The organism is Fodinicola acaciae, assembly GCF_010993745.1.
In the GTDB taxonomy this organism is placed as follows: Bacteria; Actinomycetota; Actinomycetes; order Mycobacteriales; family HKI-0501; genus Fodinicola; species Fodinicola acaciae.
On record NZ_WOTN01000004.1, the window covers coordinates 799,404 to 821,172 of the forward strand.

The 21,769-nt window shown below is 67.7% G+C and carries 14 protein-coding genes; 11 read left to right on the forward strand and 3 right to left on the reverse strand.

Features of this window, described 5'->3' with window-relative positions; all coding sequences use genetic code 11:
• Nucleotides 1-19: 19 nt before the first annotated feature.
• From nadA to GNX95_RS39255, 6 genes are all read left to right on the forward strand, one after another.
• On the forward strand, nucleotides 20-1,021 hold the full coding sequence (gene nadA / locus GNX95_RS39230) for a quinolinate synthase NadA (RefSeq protein WP_163512929.1): 1,002 nt from the start codon (nucleotides 20-22) through the stop codon (nucleotides 1,019-1,021).
• Entirely contained in the window at nucleotides 1,018-2,580 is a 1,563-nt protein-coding gene (locus GNX95_RS39235) for an L-aspartate oxidase (protein ID WP_163512931.1), read from the forward strand. The genes nadA and GNX95_RS39235 overlap by 4 nt, the downstream gene beginning before the upstream one ends.
• Entirely contained in the window at nucleotides 2,577-3,440 is an 864-nt protein-coding gene (gene nadC, locus GNX95_RS39240; RefSeq protein WP_163512933.1) for a carboxylating nicotinate-nucleotide diphosphorylase, read from the forward strand. The genes GNX95_RS39235 and nadC overlap by 4 nt, the downstream gene beginning before the upstream one ends.
• Nucleotides 3,441-3,728: 288 nt before the next feature.
• Nucleotides 3,729-6,899 carry an AfsR/SARP family transcriptional regulator gene (locus GNX95_RS43970; protein WP_163512935.1) on the forward strand — a complete coding sequence of 1,057 codons (3,171 nt, stop codon included), beginning with the start codon at nucleotides 3,729-3,731 and terminating at the stop codon, nucleotides 6,897-6,899.
• The gene (locus GNX95_RS39250; RefSeq protein ID WP_163512937.1) at nucleotides 6,896-10,045 is read left to right on the forward strand and encodes an AfsR/SARP family transcriptional regulator; all 3,150 of its coding nucleotides are present in this window, start codon (nucleotides 6,896-6,898) and stop codon (nucleotides 10,043-10,045) included. The genes GNX95_RS43970 and GNX95_RS39250 overlap by 4 nt, the downstream gene beginning before the upstream one ends.
• 220 nt (nucleotides 10,046-10,265) lie before the next feature.
• The gene (locus GNX95_RS39255; RefSeq protein WP_281356868.1) at nucleotides 10,266-11,666 is read left to right on the forward strand and encodes an IS1380 family transposase; all 1,401 of its coding nucleotides are present in this window, start codon (nucleotides 10,266-10,268) and stop codon (nucleotides 11,664-11,666) included.
• Nucleotides 11,667-11,800: 134 nt separating this feature from the next.
• Here GNX95_RS39255 and GNX95_RS39260 read toward each other — a convergent pair whose 3' ends face one another.
• Both GNX95_RS39260 and GNX95_RS39265 read right to left on the reverse strand, forming a co-directional pair.
• On the reverse strand, nucleotides 11,801-13,306 hold the full coding sequence (locus GNX95_RS39260) for an MFS transporter (protein ID WP_163512938.1): 1,506 nt from the start codon (nucleotides 13,304-13,306) through the stop codon (nucleotides 11,801-11,803).
• 178 nt (nucleotides 13,307-13,484) lie between these two features.
• The gene (locus GNX95_RS39265) at nucleotides 13,485-14,459 is read right to left on the reverse strand and encodes an NAD(P)H-quinone oxidoreductase (RefSeq protein WP_163512940.1); all 975 of its coding nucleotides are present in this window, start codon (nucleotides 14,457-14,459) and stop codon (nucleotides 13,485-13,487) included.
• Between the two features lie 807 nt (nucleotides 14,460-15,266).
• Between GNX95_RS39265 and GNX95_RS39270 the strand changes: the two genes are divergently transcribed.
• Genes GNX95_RS39270 through GNX95_RS39285 form a run of 4 tightly spaced genes read left to right on the forward strand, consistent with a single transcriptional unit; the run spans nucleotide 15,267 to nucleotide 20,353 of the window.
• Nucleotides 15,267-17,750 (forward strand): putative bifunctional diguanylate cyclase/phosphodiesterase, encoded by a 2,484-nt coding sequence (locus tag GNX95_RS39270; RefSeq protein WP_163512942.1) that lies wholly within the window; start codon nucleotides 15,267-15,269, stop codon nucleotides 17,748-17,750.
• Between the two features lie 21 nt (nucleotides 17,751-17,771).
• Nucleotides 17,772-18,536: a CPBP family intramembrane glutamic endopeptidase gene (locus GNX95_RS39275; RefSeq protein WP_163512944.1), complete on the forward strand. Its 765-nt coding sequence runs from the start codon at nucleotides 17,772-17,774 to the stop codon at nucleotides 18,534-18,536.
• A gap of 34 nt (nucleotides 18,537-18,570) precedes the next feature.
• Nucleotides 18,571-19,365, forward strand: coding sequence for an SGNH/GDSL hydrolase family protein (locus GNX95_RS39280; RefSeq protein ID WP_163512946.1), 795 nt, complete (start codon nucleotides 18,571-18,573; stop codon nucleotides 19,363-19,365).
• Between the two features lie 19 nt (nucleotides 19,366-19,384).
• Nucleotides 19,385-20,353 (forward strand): aldo/keto reductase, encoded by a 969-nt coding sequence (locus tag GNX95_RS39285; protein WP_163512948.1) that lies wholly within the window; start codon nucleotides 19,385-19,387, stop codon nucleotides 20,351-20,353.
• A 54-nt stretch (nucleotides 20,354-20,407) separates the two neighbouring features.
• On the opposite strand, the gene GNX95_RS39290 is transcribed toward GNX95_RS39285, so the two are convergent.
• A complete protein-coding gene (locus GNX95_RS39290) occupies nucleotides 20,408-21,040 on the reverse strand; it encodes an MBL fold metallo-hydrolase (protein WP_163512951.1) in 633 nt (210 codons plus the stop codon).
• 216 nt (nucleotides 21,041-21,256) lie between these two features.
• Between GNX95_RS39290 and GNX95_RS39295 the strand changes: the two genes are divergently transcribed.
• Nucleotides 21,257-21,763, forward strand: a complete 507-nt coding sequence (locus tag GNX95_RS39295) for a MarR family winged helix-turn-helix transcriptional regulator (RefSeq protein ID WP_222854277.1) — start codon at nucleotides 21,257-21,259, stop codon at nucleotides 21,761-21,763.
• Nucleotides 21,764-21,769: the final 6 nt, after the last annotated feature.

Sequence of the window (21,769 nt, forward strand, 5' to 3'; positions counted from 1 at the left end):
AACTCTCTAGGAGGCGCACGTGTCGGCACAGTTATCGACTATCAGTCGAATTCCGGATCCACCGACCGACTGGCAGGACGAGGTCCGCGAGCTGGCCAGGCAGGCCAACGCGGTGATCCTGGCGCACAACTACCAGCTGCCGCAGATCCAGGACGTGGCTCATCACACCGGCGACTCGCTCGGCCTGAGCCGCATCGCGGCCGCCAGCGACGCCGACGTGATCGTGTTCTGCGGCGTCCACTTCATGGCCGAGACGGCCAAGATCCTCTCGCCGGACAAGCAGGTGCTGATCCCGGACGCGCGAGCCGGCTGCTCGCTGGCCGACTCGATCGACGCCGACCAGCTGCGCGAGTGGAAGGCCGAGCATCCGGACGCGGTGGTCGTCTCGTACGTCAACACCACCGCCGAGGTCAAAGCGCTCACCGACATCTGTTGCACGTCGTCGAACGCGGTCGAGGTGGTCGAGTCGATCCCGGTCGACCGGGAGGTGCTTTTCCTGCCGGACCAGTTTCTCGGCGCGCACGTACGCCGCGTCACCGGCAGAAAGAACCTGCACGTGTGGATGGGCGAATGCCACGTCCACGCCGGCATCAACGGCGACGAGCTGGCCGCTCGCGCGGCGGCGAATCCGGACGCGGAGCTTTTCGTCCATCCGGAGTGTGGGTGCGCCACGTCGGCGCTTTATCTGGCCGGCGAGGGCGCGGTGCCGGCCGACCGGGTGAAAATCCTTTCCACCGGCGGAATGTTGGACGCAGCTCGGCAGACGCGCAGCAACGCGGTGTTGGTGGCGACCGAGATCGGCATGCTGCACCAGCTGCGGCGTGCGGCGCCGTCGGTCGACTTCCGGCCGGTCAACGACCGGGCCAGCTGCCGCTTCATGAAGATGATCACACCCGAGAAACTGTTGCGCTGCCTGCGAGAACGGCGCGACGAGGTGCACGTGGAGCCGGCCGTCGCGGCGGCGGCCAGCGCGGCCGTACGCCGGATGATCGAGATCGGCCAGCCGGGCGGTGGCGAATGACCGGCTGGGACGCGGCGGCCGACCTGGTCGTCGTCGGCAGTGGCGTCGCCGGCCTGACCGCGGCGATCGCCGCGCAGTCGCTCGGCGTACGGGTTTTGGTTGTCACCAAAGCCGGAATCGGCGACGGCAGCACCAGCTGGGCTCAGGGCGGCGTCGCCGTCGTGCTGCCTGACGACCTCGGCGAGCGTACGCCGGAGGACTCGGTCGCGTTGCACGTGGCCGACACCATGGCGGCCGCCGCCGGCCTGGCGTCTCGCGCCGCCACGTCGGCGATCCTGACCGACGGCCCGGCGGCCGTACGCCGGCTTCTCAGCGCTGGCGCGCGTTTCGACCTCGCGGCCGACGGCACCTGGGCTCGTACGCGCGAAGGCGGACATAACGCCTTCCGGGTCGTGCACGCCGGCGGCGACGCGACCGGCGCCGAGGTCGAGCGCGCTTTGGTCGCCGCCGCTGGAAAAGCGTCGGTGCCGGTGCTGGAGCGCCACAACGTGACCGCGGTCGTACGCGACAGCTTTGGCCGGGTCGCCGGATTGTCGGTGACCGATGGCGCCGGGGTGTCCGGATTCGTGTCCGCTCGCGCGGTGTTGCTGGCGACCGGCGGTCTCGGGCAGCTTTTCCAGGTCACCTCCAATCCGGTGCAGGCGACCGGTGACGGCGTGGCGCTCGGCCTGCGCGCCGGTGCCAGGGTCGCCGACCTGGAATTCGTCCAGTTTCATCCGACCGCGCTGTTCACCGGAGCGGTCGGGCAGGCGCCGTTGATCACCGAGGCCATGCGCGGCGAAGGTGCGCGGCTGGTCGACGAAACCGGAGCTTTCGTGATGGACGGCGTCCATCCGCTCGGTGACCTCGCGCCGCGTGACGTGGTGTCGGGCCAGATCGTACGGCGGATGGCGGAACTGAAGTCCGACCACGTGCTGCTGGACGCGACGCATCTCGACCGACCGCATTTCGCGCAACGCTTTCCGACCGTTTACGCGTCCTGCCAGGCGGCCGGCATCGATCCGGTGGAGCAGCCGATCCCGGTCGCCCCGGCCGCGCATTTCAGCTGCGGCGGCATCGTGACCACAGTGGACGGTCGCACGGACGTGACCGGTCTTTACGCCGCCGGAGAGGTGGCGCGTACGGGCCTGCACGGCGCGAACCGGTTGGCTTCCAACAGTTTGCTGGAAGGCCTGGTGGTCGGCGAACGGGTCGCACGTGCCGTCCACGCGGATCTGCCGTCGCTGCCGCGGCGCCAACCCGTGTTCGTCGACCGGAGCTTTTCGAGCGTTGACAAGGAAAAACTGCGTACGACAATGAGCAGGCATGTCGGCATCGGCCGCGACGAAGCGGGGCTTTCCAGTGCGCTCACCACATTGTCGGAGTCCACTGTGGACATGGCATTGGCGGCATCGGCTGTCGTGACGGCGGCCTTGACGCGCGCCGAAAGCCGCGGTTGCCATCTGCGGACCGATTTCCCGCGTACGAGCGAGTCGTGGCGGCACAGCGTGGAGTTCAGGTTGGACGAGACGGGGCTGGTCGTGCCGGCGCCGGCTCGAGTTCTGGAGGGAGTGGGATGACGGCCACTGTTTCGGGCCTCGATCTGGCCGAGGTCGACCGGGTCGTACGCACCGCGTTGGCGGAGGATCTGGCCTACGGCGGCGATGCGACGACCATGGCGACCGTGCCTGCCGGCGTAAAAGGAGTCGCCGAGCTGACACCGCGAGAGCCGGGCGTGCTGGCCGGCCTTCCGGTCGCTCTGGCGGTGTTGTCGGAAGTCGCCGGCGGCGGTTTTTCCGTGCTGTCGGCCGAAACCGACGGCAGCCAGCTGGAGCCGGACCGGCCGGTTCTGGTGGTGGAAGCGGAGATCCGTACGCTGCTGACCGCTGAGCGGACGATGCTCAACCTGGTCTGCCAGCTCTCCGGCGTCGCCACCCTGACGGCCGCCTGGGTCGACGCGGTCGCCGGCACGCGCTGCCAAGTGCGTGACACCCGCAAGACCGTGCCGGGTTTGCGGCTGCTGCAGAAATACGCGGTGCGCTGTGGTGGCGGCGTCAACCATCGGCTCGGCCTCGGCGACGCGGTACTCGTCAAGGACAACCACGTGGTCGCCGCCGGATCGGTGACCGCGGCGCTGGAAGCCGTACGGTCGTCAAGCCCGGCTTTACAATGTGAGATCGAGGTCGATGCGCTGGACCAGCTGGACGAGGCGTTGAATGCCGACGCGGAGTTGGTCCTGTTGGACAATTTCTCCATTGCCGACTGCGCGGCTGCCGTTCGCCGCCGCGACGACGTCAATCCCCGTACGCGGCTGGAGGCCTCCGGCGGCCTGCGGCTGGACACGGTGCGTTCGTATGCCGAAACCGGCATCGACTTCGTCTCCGTCGGCGCCCTGACGCATTCGGCTCCGGCCGTCGACCTGGGTCTCGACCTGCGCTGATCCAATGACGGGCTGGCCGGGACCGGCGTGGCTTGGCAGGTGGTGGAGTCTGCTGCTCTACGCCGGTCCCGGGGCTGAGCGTCCCCGGGCTCCGGCGGCCCGGGGAAACTGGCACGTTTGACCCCGTCGCGATGCAAACGTTCCGCCGTTATGGTGTCCCATGCTCGGCTACAAACCGGCTACATCGCGACTACGCTGCTGTCGCGACGATCCGGTGAGAATGTCGAATCCGAAATAAGCGGACAAACGGGGCCAGGTGTTTGTGGGTGGGACTGTTTTCGTGGTGCCATGACCGGCGACCAGGGTGACTTAGCCGAGCCGGTCGACGTGTTGGTGCTCGGACCGGTCGGCCTGCGGCGGCGCGAGGAGTTCCTGTCGCCGCCGTCCGGCGTGGCGCGCGCTGTCGTGGCCGCGTTGGCGATCGCCGGCTCCGACGGCCTCACCAGCTCCGCGTTGTTCGAGACGGTGTGGGGATCGCGCGCCGCCAATGCCGAGCGCTCGACGGTCACGGTGAGCGTGCACCGGGTCCGGCAGTGGCTGCGCGAGGCGGTCGGCGATGCCGTACGCGTCGACCGGCTCGGCTCGGGTTATGTGTTGCGGATGACCGGAGAGTCGGATGTCCACCGGTTCGTCCGGCTCGCCGCCGGCGGGGTCGAGCAGCAGGCCGAGGCCCTGGCGCTGTGGCGCGGCCGCGCGTTGGCCGACGTACCGGCGGACAGCCAGGACGCGGTGGCCGTCGGCGACCTGGTCAGAAGCCGGCTGGAATGCGCGACGGCGTACGCCGGGGCGCACCTGCTGCGCGGCCAGCCGGAGCACGCCATTCACGCGCTGAATCCGCTGGTGGAGGAACATCCGTTGGACGAGCGGCTGCAGGCGTCCTGGATGCAGGCACTGGCCGCCGGCGGCCGGCAGGCCGAGGCGCTGGAGGTCTACGAGCGCGTACGCCGGCGGCTGCGTGCCGAGCTCGGCGTCGACCCGGACGCGGTGCTCACCGACTGCCTGCTGAAAATCCTGCGCGGTGACATCATCGCTGCCCGTGAGCCGTGCTCGACCAGCGTCGTGCCGGCGCAGCTGCCGGCGAATGTCGCGACTTTCACCGGCCGCGGCGAACAACTCCGGTCGCTGGACGAGCTGCCGGCGGCCGCGAGCGTGCTGGTGGTGTGCGGTCCAGGTGGCGTCGGGAAGACGAGCCTCGCGGTGCGCTGGGCCTACCGGTCGCTGGCCAGCTATCCCGACGGCCAGCTTTTCGTTGATCTGCGCGGATATTCGCGTGAGGCGCCGGTGCCGGTCATCGAGGTGCTGCACCGGTTCGTACGCGCGTTGGGTTGCCCGCCGGACGAGATCCCGGCCGATCGCGACGAGGCGGCGGCGCTTTACCGCTCCATGCTCGCCGGTCGTCGCGTGCTTGTCGTGCTGGACAACGCATTGTCGGCCGACCAGGTGCGTCCGCTGTTGCCCGGGGCCGGTGGCTGCACGGTCGTCGTGACGAGCCGCGACCGGTTGGATGGTCTGACCGTACGCGATGGCGCGGCGCGGTTGGACCTGGACGTGCTGACGATCGAGGAAGCGCGGACATTGTTGGCCGAGGCGACCGCTGGCCAGGAGGCCGATCTTGACGCGTTGGCGCGTGCGTGCGGCTGCCTGCCATTGGCCTTACGCGTCGCCGCCGCGCAGATCCGACGTAATCCGAGCATGACGATCGCCGAGTATCTGCGTGAGATGGAGGAAATCGGGCCGCTCAACGCGTTGAGCGTGGAAGGCGACGAGCAGGCCACGGTGGCCGCCGCTTTCGACCTGTCGTACGCGCGCGTGCCGGCTGACGCGCAACGCTGCTATCGACTTTTGGCGCTGGTGCCGGGACCCGACGTACCGACCGCCGCCGTCGCGGCGCTCGTCGACCAGCCGACCGCCGACGCACATCGCATGTTGCGCACGCTGACCGGCGTACACCTGGTCAACGAGCACAGTCCCGACCGCTATTCGATGCACGACCTGTTGAAGGCGCACGCGCGAAACAACTGCGACGAGGTCGAGCCGGCCGCCGGCAGGCAGGCCGCGGCTCGCCGGCTTTTCGACTGGTATCTGGCGACCGCACGGAAAGCGACCGACAAGGTCTATTCGATGACGAGGCTGGGGACGGCCGACTCGGACGAGCTGGAAAGCGTGCCGGACTTCGGCTCGGCCGAGGCCGCCGCCTCGTGGTTTCGCGACCAGACAACGAACATCATCTCGATCGTACGTGCCGCCGAGTCTCTCGGCATCGCCGGAAGCTGGTTTCTCGTCGACGCGTTGCGCGGCTATTTCGTCTATCACCGCACGGTCGCCGAATGGGGCATGGCCACCCGCGCCGGCCTGGCCGCCGCCGAGCGCGAGGCGAGCCTCGCCGGCCAGGCGGCGATGCATCTGAGCATCGGCGGCCTGGCTTTGTATGCGTCACACGACATCTCCACCGCGGCGACGGAGTTTCATCGAGCGGCGGCGGCCGCACGGGCCGGTGGCTGGGCCCGCGGCGGCACGTCCTCGATGCTGAGCCAGGCGTTGATCGACGAGATCACCGGGGATCTCGTCGCCGGCACGGAGAAACTCACCGCGGTGATCCGCGCCCTGCGGCCGGCCGAGACCTGGGCCGCCGAGGCGGTGGCGCGCAACAACCTCGCCTACACCTATGTCAACCAGGGCCGGTTGCGCCAGGCGATCAGCCAGATGTCCTGGCTCATCCGCCGGTTTCGAGCCGCCGGCACCGGTCCTTTCGAGCTGTTATACGAAAACCGCGGCGACGCCTATCGGCGGCACGGGAATTTCGCCGCCGCGCGAAAAGATCTCCTCGCCGCGGTCGAGGCCAGCCGCACGGTCGCCAGCCGTTATCACGAGTCGCGCGCACTGAGCACGCTCGCCTTCCTCTATTCCGACGCGCGCCGGCTGGAGCTCGCCGTGCACATTGCCGAGGAGGCCTTGAAAGTCGCCGGCGAGATCACCGATCGTGGCCTTGAGGACTATGCCTGCCTGGCGTTGGGAGACGCGTACAACACGCTCGGCCGCGGCAAGGAAAGCGTGGCAGCGTACCAGAAAATCCTGACCGAACGCGATGACGTCGTCGATCTGGCCACGCGCGTATCAGCGATGCTCGGAGTGGCGTCCATTCTGAGAGAGCCGGCGGTCGCGCGAGAAGTGCTGGAGTTGCTCGGCGGTCGCAGCTATCGGCCGCTCGAAGGACAGGCGTACGGACTGCTGGCCGATCTTCACCTGGAAATCGGTCAGGTGGTGGAGGCGGTCTCGGCGGCGGAAAAGGCGGTGGAGGTGTATGCGATGACGGACAACCGGCCGGGAAAGCTGGCCGTCCTGGGGACGTTGGCGCAGGCATACCGGCTGGCCGGCCGGCACATCGACGCGGCAGGCCGCGATGACCAGGCCGGCAGGCTGCGCGCCGACCTGCGACCGCTTTCCCTGCCGGTCGAGTGACGGTGGAGCCGGCGGACGTACTCGTTCTCGGCGCGGTCGGCATCCGGTGCGGCGCCGATTTCTGGTCGCCGCCCTCCGCCGTGGCGCGCGCGGTCCTCGGCGCGCTGGCGTTGGCCGGTCCCGACGGCCTGACCAGGCAGGCACTTTTCCAGGCGGTGTGGGGATCCCGCTCGGCGACGGCGAGACGGTCCGTCGTGACGGTGAGCATTCATCGGGTCCGCCAGTGGCTGCGCAAGGTCGTCGACGACGCGGTCGGCATCGACCACGCCGGGTCCAGCTATGTGCTGCGGCTGACCGGCGACACCGACGTGGCCAGATTTTGGCTCCTGCTCGCCACTTCCACCGACCGGATCGAGCGGCTGGCCGAAGCGCTGGAACTGTGGCGAGGTCAGCCGTTGGCGGACGTGCCGGCGGACAGCCGCGATTCGCTGGCGGTGGCCGGGCTCGTACGCGCGCGGCTCGCCATCGCGACGGAATGTTGCGACGGCCTGATCGAGGCCGGCGATCCGCAACGAGCCGTCCGCGTTCTTTCCACGCTGGCCGAGGAACATCCGTTGGAGGAGTCGATCCAGGCGTGCTGGGTCGCGGCGCTGGCCGCGGCCGGTCGCCAGGCCGAAGCCCTGGCGGCGTACGAGAAAACTCGCCGCAGGCTGCGCGCCGAGCTTGGCGTCGACCCTGGAGAGGAGCTCAGCGCCAGCCTCGTACGTGTGCTGCGTGGCGATTCTCCGGCGCCACCGAGGAAAACCGTGCCGACGCAGCTGCCGGGCGACACCGACGTGTTCGTCGGACGCGCCGACCAGTTGGCCACTTTGGACTCGCTTTGGCAGGAGCGCGCGGATGGCGCGTCGCCGGTCGTCGTGGTGTGCGGGCAGGGTGGGGTTGGCAAGACGAGCCTGGCCCTGCGATGGTCGCATCGCCTGGCGGCGCAGTTTCCGGACGGCCAGCTTTTCGCTGATCTGCGCGGATATTCGCGTGGTGAGCCGGCCACCGCCGCCGAGGTGCTGCATCATTTCGTACGAGCGCTCGGTTGTCCGCCGGACGAGGTGCCGTTGGATCGCGACGAGGCGGCGGCTCTCTATCGATCGATGCTGTCCGGTCGTCGCGTTCTCGTCGTGCTCGACAACGTTCTGACCGCTGAGCAGGTCAGGCCGCTGCTGCCAGGTGCGGCCGGTTGCGCGGTCGTCGTCACCAGCCGCAACCGGCTCGACGGACTGAGTGCGCTGGACGGTGCCGATCAGCTCGACCTGGACGTGTTGACACCGGCCGAGTCGTACGAGGTTTTGTCGCGCGCGATCGGCGCCGGTCCGCGCGCCGATGTCGAGGCGTTGGCCACGGCCTGCGGACATCTGCCGCTCGCCCTGCGTGTCGCCGGAGCCGAGCTGGTCCGATCCGGTGTGCCCGTTTCGGCGTACCTGATGGAAATGGCCAAGCTCGGTGCACTGGACGCGCTCAGCGTCGGTGTGACCTTCGACCTGTCGTACGCGCGGCTGCCGGCCGATGTGCGGCGTTGCTATCGGCTGCTTTCCCTGGTGCCAGGCCGCGATGTCGCCGTGTCGGCGGTCGCGGACCTGCTGGATCTCGGCCGCCGGCAGGCGTCCCGGCTGCTGCGTACGCTGGCCGTCGGTCACCTGGTCGCCGAGCACCGATCCGGCCGTTTCGTCATGCACAACCTGATCAAAGCGCACGCCCGCGCGCGGCTCGACCAGGCGGACGACGACCAGGACGCTGCCGTCCGGCGACTTTTTCGTTGGTATGTCAGGCACGCGTCTGGAGCCAGCGACCGGCTCTACGGCATGGTGCGACTTCCGCAGCCGTCGGCGTTCGGTGCCGCGGTGAGCTTCGACAGCCACGAAAAGGCCGCGAGCTGGCTGAGCGACGAGCTGGCCAACATCACCGCCTTTGTCCGTGACCGCCGCGACCTCCCGTACAGTTGGCTGCTCGCCGACGCCATGCGCGGCTATTTCACCTATCGGCGCCTCGGACCGGAGTGGGAGACCGCGGCGCGCAACGGACTGGTGGCGGCCGAGCGTGCCGGCGACCTGCGTGGCCAGGCCGCCATGCACCTGAGCCTTGGCGGACTCGCCTTCTACGGCACGCACAACACCGCGGAGGCGTCCCGAGAGTTCGGCCTCGCGGCCGCCTTCGCCGACCAGGTCGGCTGGGCCGTACAGGCCGGTGCCGCGATGGCCAGCCAGTCGCTGATCGACGAGGTGCACGGCGATCTGTTGCCAGGAGCGGAAAAACTGGCGCGGGCAATCCGATATCTGCGCAGTCACGGCGCCTGGCGCGCAGAGGTGGTCGCGCGTTCCAACCTTTCCTTCGCCTACGCCAACATGGGACGGCTCCGGCAGGCGGTGGGTCAGCTCAGCCGGTTGATCCGGCTGTGCGCCGGCACCGAGGTCAATCCGTCGGCGCTCCTGCTGGAAAACCGCGGCGATGCGTATCGCCTGATGGGTCGGTTTGATCTCGCGTGCCGGGATCTCACCGATGCTTTGGCGGAAAGCAAGCGGATCGCAAGCCGTTTTCACGAGGTCCAGGTGCGTTGCTGCCTCTCGCAGCTCTATGCCGACCAGGACGATCACGCGCGCGCATGGGAAGCGGCCGACGCGGCCGAGCGTGTGCTGCGCGATTTCACCGACCGCGGCAGGCAAAACCTCGTCCGCCTCGCGTTGGGACGCGCGTACCACCTGGCCGGAGACCGTACGCGGGCGCTGCGCAACTTCCAGACAGTGCTGGACGAACACTCCGGCACAGTCGATTTTCTCGCGCGTATCAATGCATCTCTCGGTCTCGCGACGGTCCTTTCCGAGCCGGCCACGGCGCAGAAGGTCATCGACCTCGCCGAGCCGAGAGGCTATCGAATCCTCACCGGCAAGGCTTATCTGCTGCTCGCCAGCATTTTCGTCAACGACAACAGGTTGGACGAAGCGCTGCCAGCGGCGGCTCACGGGCTCGAGCTGTGCGTCGCCACGTATCACCTGCCAGGCGAAGCGGTCGCGACCGACCTGTTGGCGCGGATCTGCCGGCTGACCGGACGCATGGAAGAGGCGGAGGCGTACGCGACGAGGTTGACCTTGGTCCGGAAAGAACTGGAAGCCGCAGCCTGCCGGAAAAACGGCTCAGCCCCGGGCAGGGCCCGGGGCTGAGCGCGGATCTTCGCTGCCACGCCGGGCGGCTCCGCCGCACCGCCAGACGACGTTTGGATCTCGACTCTCATCCCCCCGGAATATGGAGACAGGCCCTAGCCTCGGGCTTTCATCTGTTGGCCGGTGACACGGCCTAGAAATGCACGGAAGTGCCTGTCCAGTGCGGGAAACTTGGGATTGCGACGTCTCAAGGGTCACTGCACTGGAAGGCACTCCGTAGGTGAAGGTTAACAGGGTTGGCGGGTTGGTTCTGGATCCGGCTCGCGAGTCGTTGGTGTCCTCTGCTGGCGGACTGTTGTTACGGCAGACGATCCGGTTGTCAGGTGTGCGGCGAGCGTTGTCGGTAGCCCTTGATCCGTGGCGTGGTCGCCGGGTCCGCCACGGTCCGGGGAAGATCGTTTGCGACCTGGCGACCGCGGTTGCGCTCGGCGGTGACTGTTTAGCGGATGTGAGCGTGGTCCGGGCGCAACCTGGACTGTTCGGGCCGGTGGCCAGCGATCCGACGATATCGCGGCTGGTCAGCACGTTGGCTGGCGATGTTGATGCTGTCCTGCCGGCGATCCGGTCCGCGCGGGCTCAGGCGCGGTGCGCGGTCTGGAAGCGGCGCCGGCCGTTGGCCGGCCGTGCGGGTAGTCGCGACGGCGGCCAAGTCATCATCGATCTGGACTCGACATTGGTGACCGCGCACTCGGACAAAGAACGTGCCTGCGCTACCCACAAACGCGGGTTCGGATTCGCGCCGATGTGCGCGTTCGTCGACCATGGCCAGTACGGGACCGGAGAAAGCCTGGTGCTGCAACTGCGTCCTGGCAACGCTTCACCGTGGAACAAGCAGGACCATGTCCAGGCTCTGGATCTGGCGCTGGCCCAGCTGCCCGAAGGCGAGCGCGCGCAGGTGTTGGTCCGTGCCGATTCCGGCGCGTGTTCCAAGGCGTTCCTGCATCACATCACCGATCTGGGGTTGGAGTATTCGATCGGATTCCCGGCCCATGAAACGGTCAAAGCCGCGATGGAGGCTATCCCGCCGCAGGCCTGGAGACCGGCTGTTGACGGTGACGGCCAGCCGCGCGAGGGCGCGCAGGTCGCCGAGCTCACGCGATGGATGCCCGACCCGACCCCGGCAACCCGACCCGGTCCTCAACAATGGCCAGCCGGGATGCGGGTGATCGCCCGCCGGGAACGACCACACCCCGGCGCGCAACTACGCCTCACCGACCAGGACGGGTGGCGCATCACCTGCTTCGCCACCAACACCCACGGCCCCGGCTGGACACTGGACACACTGGAAGTACGCCACCGGCAACGAGCCCGTTGCGAGGACCGTATCCGCGCGCAGAAAGACACCGGCATGCGCAACCTGCCCTTCCACGGATACGCCCACAACCAGATCTGGCTGGAAATCGCCGCACTAGCGGCGGACTTGCTGGCCTGGACCCAAACCCTGGCCTGGGACACACACCAACCCGCCAGACGCTGGGAACCCAAACGCCTACGGCTACGCATCCTGGCCGTCGCCGGCCGCATCATCCACAGCGGCCGACGACGACGCCTACGACTACCCCGCAACTGGCCCTTCAACCACCTCATCGACAACGCCTGGAAATCCCTACAACCCAGCTAAAAACGACGAACCAACCCCACAACCAGGACCGGAGAACCGGCGACACAGCGCCGGAAACCAGCCCTGCCACAAACAAACACACAGACCCCACAACCAGCCAAACAGTCACTCAACTCCCACGCGAAAGATCGAGGCTAGGCCGGAGCGCCCGGTGCGGTTTGCGGGGTGGTGCCGGCGGCTGGCTTCTGGACGACCGACAGTGGCGTGGCGATGTCCTCCAGCGACTTGCGTTCGGCGTCGACGCCGAGGAACGCGGCGACCAGGCCACCGACGATCATCAGGGCCGCACCGAAAACGTATCCCCAGAACAACGGCGTACGGCTGGTGGCCTCACCGATGAGCAGGCCGAACAGCCATGGCGCGATGACACCGCCGCAGAACTGCGAGATGGCGAAGAAGTACGAGATCGCCTGCCCTCGCAGCTCCAGCGGGAAAATCTCCGAGACGGTCAGATAACCACTCGAGGCACCGGCGGAGGCGATGAAGAAGATGACGCACCACAGGATCGTCTGGGTGACCGCGTTCAGTGCGCCGATCCAGAACAGATAGCCACTGAGCAGCAGCAACGTACCGCTGACGATGTATGTGCTGGAGATCAGTTTCCGCCGCCCGATGATGTCGAAGAACGGTCCCAGCGCCAGTGGTCCGATCAGGTTGCCGATGGCGAACGGGAAGAAGAAATAGGGAAGTGCGGCGTCCGGTACGCCGAAGAACTTCGCCAGCACGATGCCCTGGGTGAAGAAGATCGCGTTGTAGAGAAACGACTGTGTCGTCATCAGGCTGAAGCCGAGGATCGACCGCGTCGGATACTTGCGGATCATCACGCGGGTGATCTCGCCGTACGTGATCGGCGGATACTCGCGGACTTCGACGGCCTTGTCGTCGCCGACCTCCGGTATGTCCTTGCCGGAGGCGCGGATGTCCGCCTCGATCTTGGCGACGATCTCCTCCGCCTCCTCGACCCGTCCGTGCGAGATCAGCCAGCGCGGGCTCTCCGGGATGTGCTTTCGCAGCTGCCAGATCGAGATGCCGATGATCGGCCCGACGAACAGCGCGATCCGCCAACCCCAGTTGGCCGGGATCAGGTTGTGATCGAGCAGCGCGAGGCTGATCGCCGAGGCCATCGCCGCGCCGGCCCAGTACGTGCCGTTGATCGCGATGTCGACTCGGCCGCGGAACCGCGCCGGGATCAGCTCGTCGATCGCCGAGTTGATGGCCGCGTACTCACCGCCGATGCCCATGCCGGCGATGAACTTCAGGATGATCAGCGACCAGAAGTCGAACGCGAATCCGGACAGGCCGTTGAACACCAGGTAGAGGCCGAGGGTGACCAGGAACAGCCGCCGGCGGCCGAGGGTGTCGGCGAGACGGCCGAAGACCAGCGCACCGATCACCTCGCCGAGAAGGTAGATCGAAGCGGTCAGCGTGACGGACTGAGTGCTCAGGTGCAGAGTGTCCGGCCGTTGCAGGGTCGTACTGATGGCGCTGGCGAACTGGATCTCCAGGCCGTCCAGGATCCAGGTGATGCCAAGAGTGACGACGACCAGCCAGTGGAACTTCGACCACGGCATGTTGTCGAGCTTCGCGGGGACCAGACTTCGTTTCGTCTGGATCTTGCCGCCTTTTGCGAATTCCGCCATACCCGGCCTCCTCCTGCACCTGCGCGCGTGGTGATCCCGGTCACACTCGTGTCGTCACAGACGATGATTACCACCGTCCGGAGGCTGAGACTAGACGGCTGGTACTGATTGGCAACTTGAGCGCCATTTGTCGGTAACCGTTTGCGGGCATGTGGGCAGGAAGTCGGCGCGGTGGCCGCTAGCGGACAAGCAGCACCTTTCCGACGTGATCGCTCGCCTCGACGACCCGGTGTGCCTCGGCGGCGTCCTGCATCGCCAGTGCGCGGTCGACGACCGGTCGTACGCGGCCGGCGTCGATGAGCGGCCAGACGTGCTCCCGTACGTCCTGGACGATGATCGACTTCTCGACCACCGGACGCGCGCGCAGGGTCGTGCCGGTGATGCTGGCGCGTTTGACCAGCAGGGCACCGAGATTCAGCTCGGCTTTGGCGCCGCCGAGCAGGCCGATGGTGACGATGCGGCCGCTGGTCGCCAGCACGTCGACGTTGCGGCTCAGGTATTTGGCGCCGATCGTGTCGAGTACGACGTCCGCGCCGTGGCCGTCGGTGTTTTCCTTGACGACTTGGACGAAGTCTTCCTCGTTGTAGTCGATCGCGCGCTCCGCGCCGTACAGGCGGCACTTCTCCAGCTTGCTGCCGCGCGCGGTGCAGAAGACGCGCGCGCCGTACGCATTGGCTAACTGCAAGGCAAAAGTGCCGATGCCGGACGCGCCGCCGTGCACCAGCAGGACCTCGGACGGACTGAGGTGCGCGGTCATGAAGACGTTGGCCCACACCGTGCAGGCGACCTCTGGCAGCGCGGCGGCTTCCTCGATCGCGACGCCTTCGGGGATCGGCAGCAGCTGGCCGGCCGGCACCGCGACCTTCTCCGCGTAGCCGCCGCCGGCGAGCAGGGCACACACCTCGTCGCCGATTTTCCAGTCGGTGACGCCATCGCCGACCGCCGAGATCCGGCCGGAGCACTCCAGGCCCGGATACGCGGGTGCGCCGGGCGGTGGCGGATAGAAGCCGAGACGTTGTTGGATGTCGGCGCGGTTGACGGCGGACGCCGCGACGTCGACGACGACCTCGCCGGCAACCGGTTGCGGGTCGTCGACTTCGGACCACCGCAACACTTCTGGACCACCGGCACCGCGAATCTCGATCGCATGCATGGCCTGAGCGTACGGGATCCGTCGCTGTCGAACCCTTCGACGGCGGGGGCCGACCTACCTGAATGGTCAGGTGCGGACGCCGATCGTGCGACCGTTTGCCGGTCGAAGATCGACTATCCAATGTGGACTCACGGTGACCGAACGCGGAGCGCAGCGTGACTTGGCAATGGCCTCGGATTGCCAAAGAATGTACTCTGCGCATTACTTGACGAGGCAAAACGCGCGACAATGGGGTCCGGTTTTCGGCTCCGTACTTGACCTTCGATGCCACGGTAGACCGCGACGTTGTGAAGATCGGGTCGAATTCTCATAACTGGATGAGTCCGCATCGCTCCGCCATGGGAGTGTGACGATCCGGTAGCAACGGCCGAAAGTTGTTCTATTAGGCCGATATCCGGCCGACAACGCCGCTGATTGTCCGGCGATTACCGCTGTCGTGTAATAACAGCCTACGGTTATTCACGTCGGTCAGGCGTTGGTCATTTCTCCTACATCTTCGTTGGACATCCACCCGCGCCTGCCGTCCTGACAACGTGCGTTCAGCCGAAAGGTTGTGGCGATTCGCTGTGGTGGATTTCGGGAGGTGTCCGATGCGCGCGAACGGCTGGTCCTGAAAGGCAGCGTCAGAGGTTGATCGCAACAAGGGAGGTGTCGCGTGCGTGCGAACGGTTGGTCCTGAGGCAGCAGCAGTGGTAGTACTCGGTCGTCGGTGCCGAGGCCGTGACGTCAGACGCTGGCCGAGTCAGGGCAGATGGTCACATCCAGCGTTTGAACGGTTACGCTGTACGGGTGTCCGGTGGAGGTCGGGTGACGACAGGTGAGTCGAGTGCGCGCCGTTGGCGACCGACCGCGCTGACCGCCTTCGTCGGGGGCGTCCTTCTCCTTGGAGTCGCTGCGAATGCGGTGGTCTTCGGCGAGTTCGTCACACGTGGCGTCGACTTCGCTACGTTCGGGCGCGTCGCGGTGGCCACCGGTTTGCTTTTTCTGGCGTTCCGCTGGCGCGTACAGGTTCGCCTGCGTAGCCAGTCGCGGTCGTATTTTTGGGGTGAGGCGGCGATTCTGATCGCCATCGTCCTTGCTCCTACACCGCTGGTGGTGACGGCGACGACAGTCGGTGTCACGTTAGCGTTGCTGACCCTTGGCTCCGACCCGATCAAGGTTGCGTTCTCCTCTGGACAGAACGCACTGACGAGCTTCGCCGCGTGGTCGGTCTTCCGGCTGTCGGTCGGTGACGCGCCGGTGCTTTCCGTGCGGGGGCTGGTGGCACTCTTTGTTGCGGGTGTCGCTTTCGTAGTAGTGAGCGAGATTCTTTTCGCGGTCGTCATCAGGCTTGCTCAACCTGGTGTCTCGGTCCGGCTGCTTGGCAAGTCCTGGTGCATCGACCAGTTGGTGTCCCTCAGCAACGTGTCGGTGGGAACGGCGGTCGCAGCTCTCACCGCCGTGCAGCCAGTCTCAGCCGTTCTTCTCCCCGCGGTCATCGGTGTGATCCGCTGGATGTACGCCTCGTCCGTACGGTTGAGGCAGCATGAGGAAGCGTTCAAGCGGCTTGAGGAAGTGACGCACGAGCTGAACCAGCTGGATGAGCACAGTGTTCTCGAGGCGCTCGTGGCTGGCGCGGCTCAGCTCTTCCGCGCGGAGGCCGTCGAGGTCGTCATGGCCAACGGCACCGTCGTCTCCGGCACGGGCCGTGGCGCCGACGAGGCGCCGGAGCCGGACACTCTCCCGGCGATCCAGTTCCGACCGCTGCAGGCCGCCGGCCAGCACCTCGGCGAGCTGCGGCTGAGGTTCGCCTCGCAGGTCAGGCTGACCGACGCCGAGGAGCGTACGTTCTCCACGCTCGCCGCGGTCGCGGGTGTGTCGATCGGCAACGCCAGGCAGCACGAGCAGACCCGGCGCGACGCGATCCTCGACCCGCTGACCGAGCTGCCCAACCGCCGCGCGTTGATGGTCGCGATCAACCTCGCGCTCGCCGAGCGGCCGGAGTCGGTGTCGCTCCTGCTCGTCGACCTCGACCGGTTCAAGGACGTCAACGACACGCTCGGTCACGCGGCCGGCGACCGGCTGCTGCAGGAGGTCGGCGAGCGGCTGACCGGCGCGGTCGGCACCGAGGGTCAGGTCTATCGGCTCGGCGGTGACGAGTTCGCCATCCTGGTGCCGAGCGCGACGCCGCGCCAGCTGGTCACGATCGCCGACCGGATGGTCCAGCGCCTCGCCGTGCCGGTACGCCTTGACATCGGCATGGCGTCTCCGGTCGCCGTCACTGTGGTCGGCAGCATCGGCGTCGCCAAGGCGGTGCCGACGGAGGCGGATGGCTACGCGGAGCTGCCGACCGAGCTGGTCGACGCGACCGAGCTGCTGCGGCGCGCCGATGTGGCGATGTATCGCGCCAAAGGCGCCGGTGGCGGCATCGACCACTACGACCCCAACAGCGACCCGACCAGCCTCCAACGCCTGTTGCTGGAGCCGGAGCTGCGTGCGGCGCTGGAAGACCCCGAGCAGATCGTCGTCGAGTTCCAGCCGCAGCTGGACGCGACCACCGGCGAGCCGGTCGGCGCCGAAGCGCTCGTACGTTGGCACCACCCTGTCTACGGCGTGCTCAACGCCGACGTTGTCGTACCCGCGGTCGCGCGCGCCGGGCTCGACACGCCCCTCACGATGACCGTCCTGGAGCGTGCGCTCCGCGCGCGCAACGAGTGGTTCGACAAGCACGGTGTCGACGTACGCGTCGCGGTCAACCTCGCGCCGCGCAGCGTGCTCGACCGTCAGCTGCCGGACCAGATCGCCAGGCTGCTGCGCCGCCACCGCACGCCGGCCGACAAGCTCGTCCTGGAGCTGCCGGAGACGGTCGCCACCACCGACCTCGACGCGGTCGCGACCGTACTGACCGCACTGCACACGCTCGGCGTGCAGATCTCGCTCGACGACTTCGGCACCGGTGGCGCGCCGCTGACGATGCTCGCGCGGCTGCCGGTCGACGAGGTCAAGATCGACCGGTCGTTCGTGACCGAGATGAACCGCAGCGCCACCTCGGAGGCGATCGTACGTGCGACCGTCGACCTCGCTCACTCGCTGCGGCTGCGTACGGTCGGCGTCGGAGTCGGCAACGCCACGCTCGACCGGTCGCTGCGCGAGCTCGGCTGTGATGCCGTGCAGGGCCACTTCTACTCGGGGCCGGTCGACGCCGGCCGCGCCGGCGCACTGCTCGCCGAGGCCGACAAGGCCGCGCAGCGCCGCCAGGCCGCCGACGTCGTACGCCTCGCGTCCGTACGCCGCCGCCAGCGTCCGCTTTAGTCTTCTGGCTAATCTCGGCGTATGACCGACGAGCCGTGGCCGAGGCGGGTCCTGGGCACCGAGGTCCTGCTGGTGCTTGGCGTATCGCTCGGCGCGTCGGCGATCACCTCGGTCCTGTCGATCATCTCGCGGCTGACCGCGTCGAAGGCACTGGCCGACCAGCATTCGACGCTCAACCCGTCGATCACGCCGGACCGGCCGTGGCTCGACCTCGCCTACCAGCTGGTGTCGATCGGCCTCGGCGTGGTGCCGGCGCTGCTGGCCATCCACCTCCTCGACCGTACGGATCCACCGGCGCTGGCCACGATCGGTCTCAACCGCGGCAAACTCGGCGGCGATCTTGGCTGGGGTGCCGTGCTCGCGGCGTGCATCGGCGTGCCGGGCCTGGCTTTGTACGCGGTCGCGCGCGCGATTGGCGTCAACACGACCGTCGTACCGGAGGCACTCGGCGCGCACTGGTGGTCGGTGCCGGTCCTCATTCTGTCGGCCGCGCAAAACGCGTTTCTCGAGGAAGTCGTCGTGGTCGGCTATCTGCTCACCAGGATGGAGCGGATGCGGATCTCGCTGCCGTGGATCCTCGCCGCGAGCGCGGTGCTGCGCGGGTCATACCATCTTTACCAGGGTTTCGGCGGATTCGCGGGAAACCTGGTGATGGGGCTGGTCTTCGCCGCGGTCTTCCTGCGTTTTCGCCGGGTCGCTCCGCTGGTCGTCGCGCACACGATCCTGGACATCGTGGCATTCGTGGGATACGCGCTGCTCAAGCCTTTTCTGCCGTGGCTATCCTGACATCCGAGCAAAGCACGTCCTCGGAGGTAGTTGAGTGCAGACCCGGCAGTGGCGCAGTTTCGTTGCGCTGGGGGATAGTTTCACCGAAGGAATCGACGATCCGGCCGACCGCGGCTATCGCGGCTGGGCCGACCGGGTGGCCGAGGCGCTGGCCGCGCAGGCCGACGGTTTCCGTTACGCCAACATCGCGATCCGCGGCAAACGGCTGGAGGAAATGGTCGTCGAGCAGATTCCGGTGGCGGCGCGGATGCGGCCCGAGCTGGTGGCCTTTGTCGGTGGTGGCAACGATGTCCTGCGCACCAAGGTGATGTGGCAGGAGCTGCACGCCAAGCTCGCACACGGCGTGCGTACGCTCGTCGAGACCGGCGCGACGGTCTTGTTGTGCACCGGCACCACGTACGCGCAGGCGCTGCCGTTCGGCAAGATCGTCGCGCGCCGGGCGGCCGCGATGAACGAGATCATCAAGGCGGTCGCGGCCGAGTACGCGCAGGTGCTGATCGACCCGTGGGACGGCCACGAGCAGGGCAACGCGCGCTATTTCAGCATCGACCGGCTGCACCTGTCGCCGGCCGGCCACCGCAGGGTCGCCGCGCACGCGTTGGCGGCGCTCGGCTTGCCGCACGATCCCGAGTTGCTGGTGCCGCTGCCGGCCGCCGACCGGGTCGGCTGGCTGCGCGCACGTCGCGCCGATGTCGGCTGGGCCAGGCACCATCTGGCGCCGTGGGTCGGCCGCCGGCTGGCCGGCCGGTCGTCCGGTGACCTGATCACCGCCAAGCGGCCCGAGCTGGTGCCGCTGGTCATCGAGCCGGAGACCCAACCAGCCAACTAGGGCCTCTAGGCTCGGTCTTATGCGATACAGGACGCTGGGACAGTCGGGTCTGATGGTGTCGGTGGTCGGGCTCGGCCTCAACAATGTGGGTACGCGGCTCGACCTCGGCCAGACGCGCGCGTTGTTCGACGCCGCCACGGATCTGGGCGTGACGCTGTTGGACACGGCCGACACCTACGGCGGCCAGGGCGCGTCCGAGCGCATCGTCGGCGAAGCCCTGCAGGGCCGGCGCGATGACTTCGTGCTGGCCACCAAATTCGGCCACGACATGGGTGACATCTATGGCGCGGACTTCGGTGCACGCGGTTCTCGGCGCTACATAAGGAAAGCCGTCGAGGGATCGCTGCGGCGGCTGCGTACCGACTACATCGACCTCTACCAGTATCACCGGCCCGACAACATCACGCCGATCGCGGAAACCCTTGCCGCGCTGCACGAGTTGGTGCAGGAAGGCAAGGTCCGCTATATCGGCTCGTCGAATTTCACCGGCTGGCAGGTCGCCGACGCGGCGTGGACCGCGGAAACCGCCGGATTCGCTCCGTTCATTTCCGAGCAGGGCGAGTATTCGTTGGCGCGCCGCGAAATCGAGCGCGAGGTGGTGCCGGCGGCTGATCGTTTCGGGGTCGGCATCCTGCCGTACTTTCCGCTTGCCAGCGGCATTCTCACCGGCAAGGTGGCGCGTGACCGGCAGGCGCCGGCCGGCTCTCGGCTCGGCGCCGACCGTTTCAAGGTGTGGCTGACCGACGATGCCTTCGACCTCGTCGACCGGCTGACCGCGTACGCGAAGGAGCGCGGACTGTCCATTTTGGACGTTGCGGTCGGTGGCCTGGCCGCTCAGCCGGCGGTCGCGTCGGTGATCGCCGGCGCCACGAGTCCCGAGCAGCTGAGCCAAAACGTGGCAGCCGCCGACTGGCAGCCGACCGAAGAGGACCTGGCCGCTCTCGACGACATCGCCCCGCCGGCCACCAACATCCCCTTCGGCCGTTGATCGGGACGCCCCTTTCCGTGCATCCAGCGCACGGAAAGGGCGTCCCGAAGAAACTCAGAAGTCGAAGGGCTCGCCGCCGTCGATGACCTTGACGGTGGTCGTCTCCGGCTTGAGGTTGTCCAGGAAGCCGTACGCGAACTCCGGTCGCGCATAGATGGCCTCGTGGATCGGGATGGACAGCCGCGGCGCGACCTTGCGCTGGAAGTCGACCAGCTCGGACACCTTGGCCCACGGCGCTGCCGCCGGCAGCGCCAGCACCTCGATCTCCTTGTCCGGCACGGTCAGCGCGTCACCGGGGTGAAAGAGCCGCTCGCCGATCAGATAACCGACGTTGGGCACCTGCGGGATGTCCGGATGGATGACCGCGTGGTCGCGGCCGATCACCTCGACCGGCACGCTGTTGATGTCGAACTTGTCCCCGTCGGTGACGACCACGACGTTGAACCCGTGACCGCTCACCTGCGGCGCGCTGCCGGCGTCCAGATAGAGCGTCGCGTCCGGGTTGGCTTCCAGCAGGGCCGGCAGCCGCTGCAGGTCGACGTGGTCGAAGTGCTGGTGGGTGATGAGTACGCCGGCGAGACCGCGCAGCTCCTCCCAGCCCGGCGAGAAGGCCCCCGGGTCCACCAGGATCTGCGTGTCGGCCTCTTCCACCAGCAGGCAGGCGTGGCCGAACTTGCGTACGCGCACCGCGTACCTCCTTACCTTGACCGATTCCGCCGCGTGGCATCGCACGCTCGGATCACGCCAACGACCCTAGTCCCCGGATAACCGCGTCTCATGCCGAGCGCCGCATGTCACACGGCTTCGGGAGCAATGTCACAGCCGCGTACGTTCTCTCCGGTTGACCAGCCATCCGATGGCAGACGTGTCACACTTCTGCTTTCCACTCCGGGAGGACACGCCGTGGTTTCGTCGCCGGCCGGGATCGGCCACGATAAGTCGATGGGTGTGCCGGCCAACCACAGTCCGGAGATCGACGCCGAGGTGGCGGCCCGGCTGCGGCTGGCGATCGGCCGGCTGGCGCGGCGGATCCGGCTGGACACCGAGTACGGCCTGCCGCCGCTGCAGCATGCCGCGCTGGCCACCATCGAGGCACACGGTCCGCTGCGGCTCGGCGAGTTGGCGCAGCGTGAGGGCGTGACCGCGCCGACGATGAGCCGGGTGCTCGCGTCGCTGGAGGAGCGCGGCCTGGTGGACCGCCGGCCCGACCCCGACGACGCGCGTTCGGTGCTGCTGTCGCTGACCGGTTCCGGTGCCGGTGTGCTCGGCGCCGTACGGTCCGCGCACACCGCCACGCTGGCCGCGCGGCTGCGCCGGCTGTCCGGTGACCAGGTGGAGAGCCTGCGCTCGGCGTTGCCGATCCTGGAGCTGTTGATCGAGGATGATCCGGACCGGACCCGCAAGCCGTAGGACGTT

Bases quoted from the DNA above. Each gene is read 5' to 3' on its own strand.
- nadC (WP_163512933.1), top strand. From the start codon at position 2,577: ATGACGGCCACTGTTTCGGGCCTCGATCTGGCCGAGGTCGACCGGGTC.
- GNX95_RS39260 (WP_163512938.1), bottom strand. From the start codon at position 13,306: ATGGCGGAATTCGCAAAAGGCGGCAAGATCCAGACGAAACGAAGTCTG.
- GNX95_RS39235 (WP_163512931.1), top strand. From the start codon at position 1,018: ATGACCGGCTGGGACGCGGCGGCCGACCTGGTCGTCGTCGGCAGTGGC.
- GNX95_RS39285 (WP_163512948.1), top strand. From the start codon at position 19,385: ATGCGATACAGGACGCTGGGACAGTCGGGTCTGATGGTGTCGGTGGTC.
- GNX95_RS43970 (WP_163512935.1), top strand. From the start codon at position 3,729: ATGACCGGCGACCAGGGTGACTTAGCCGAGCCGGTCGACGTGTTGGTG.
- GNX95_RS39275 (WP_163512944.1), top strand. From the start codon at position 17,772: ATGACCGACGAGCCGTGGCCGAGGCGGGTCCTGGGCACCGAGGTCCTG.
- GNX95_RS39265 (WP_163512940.1), bottom strand. From the start codon at position 14,459: ATGCATGCGATCGAGATTCGCGGTGCCGGTGGTCCAGAAGTGTTGCGG.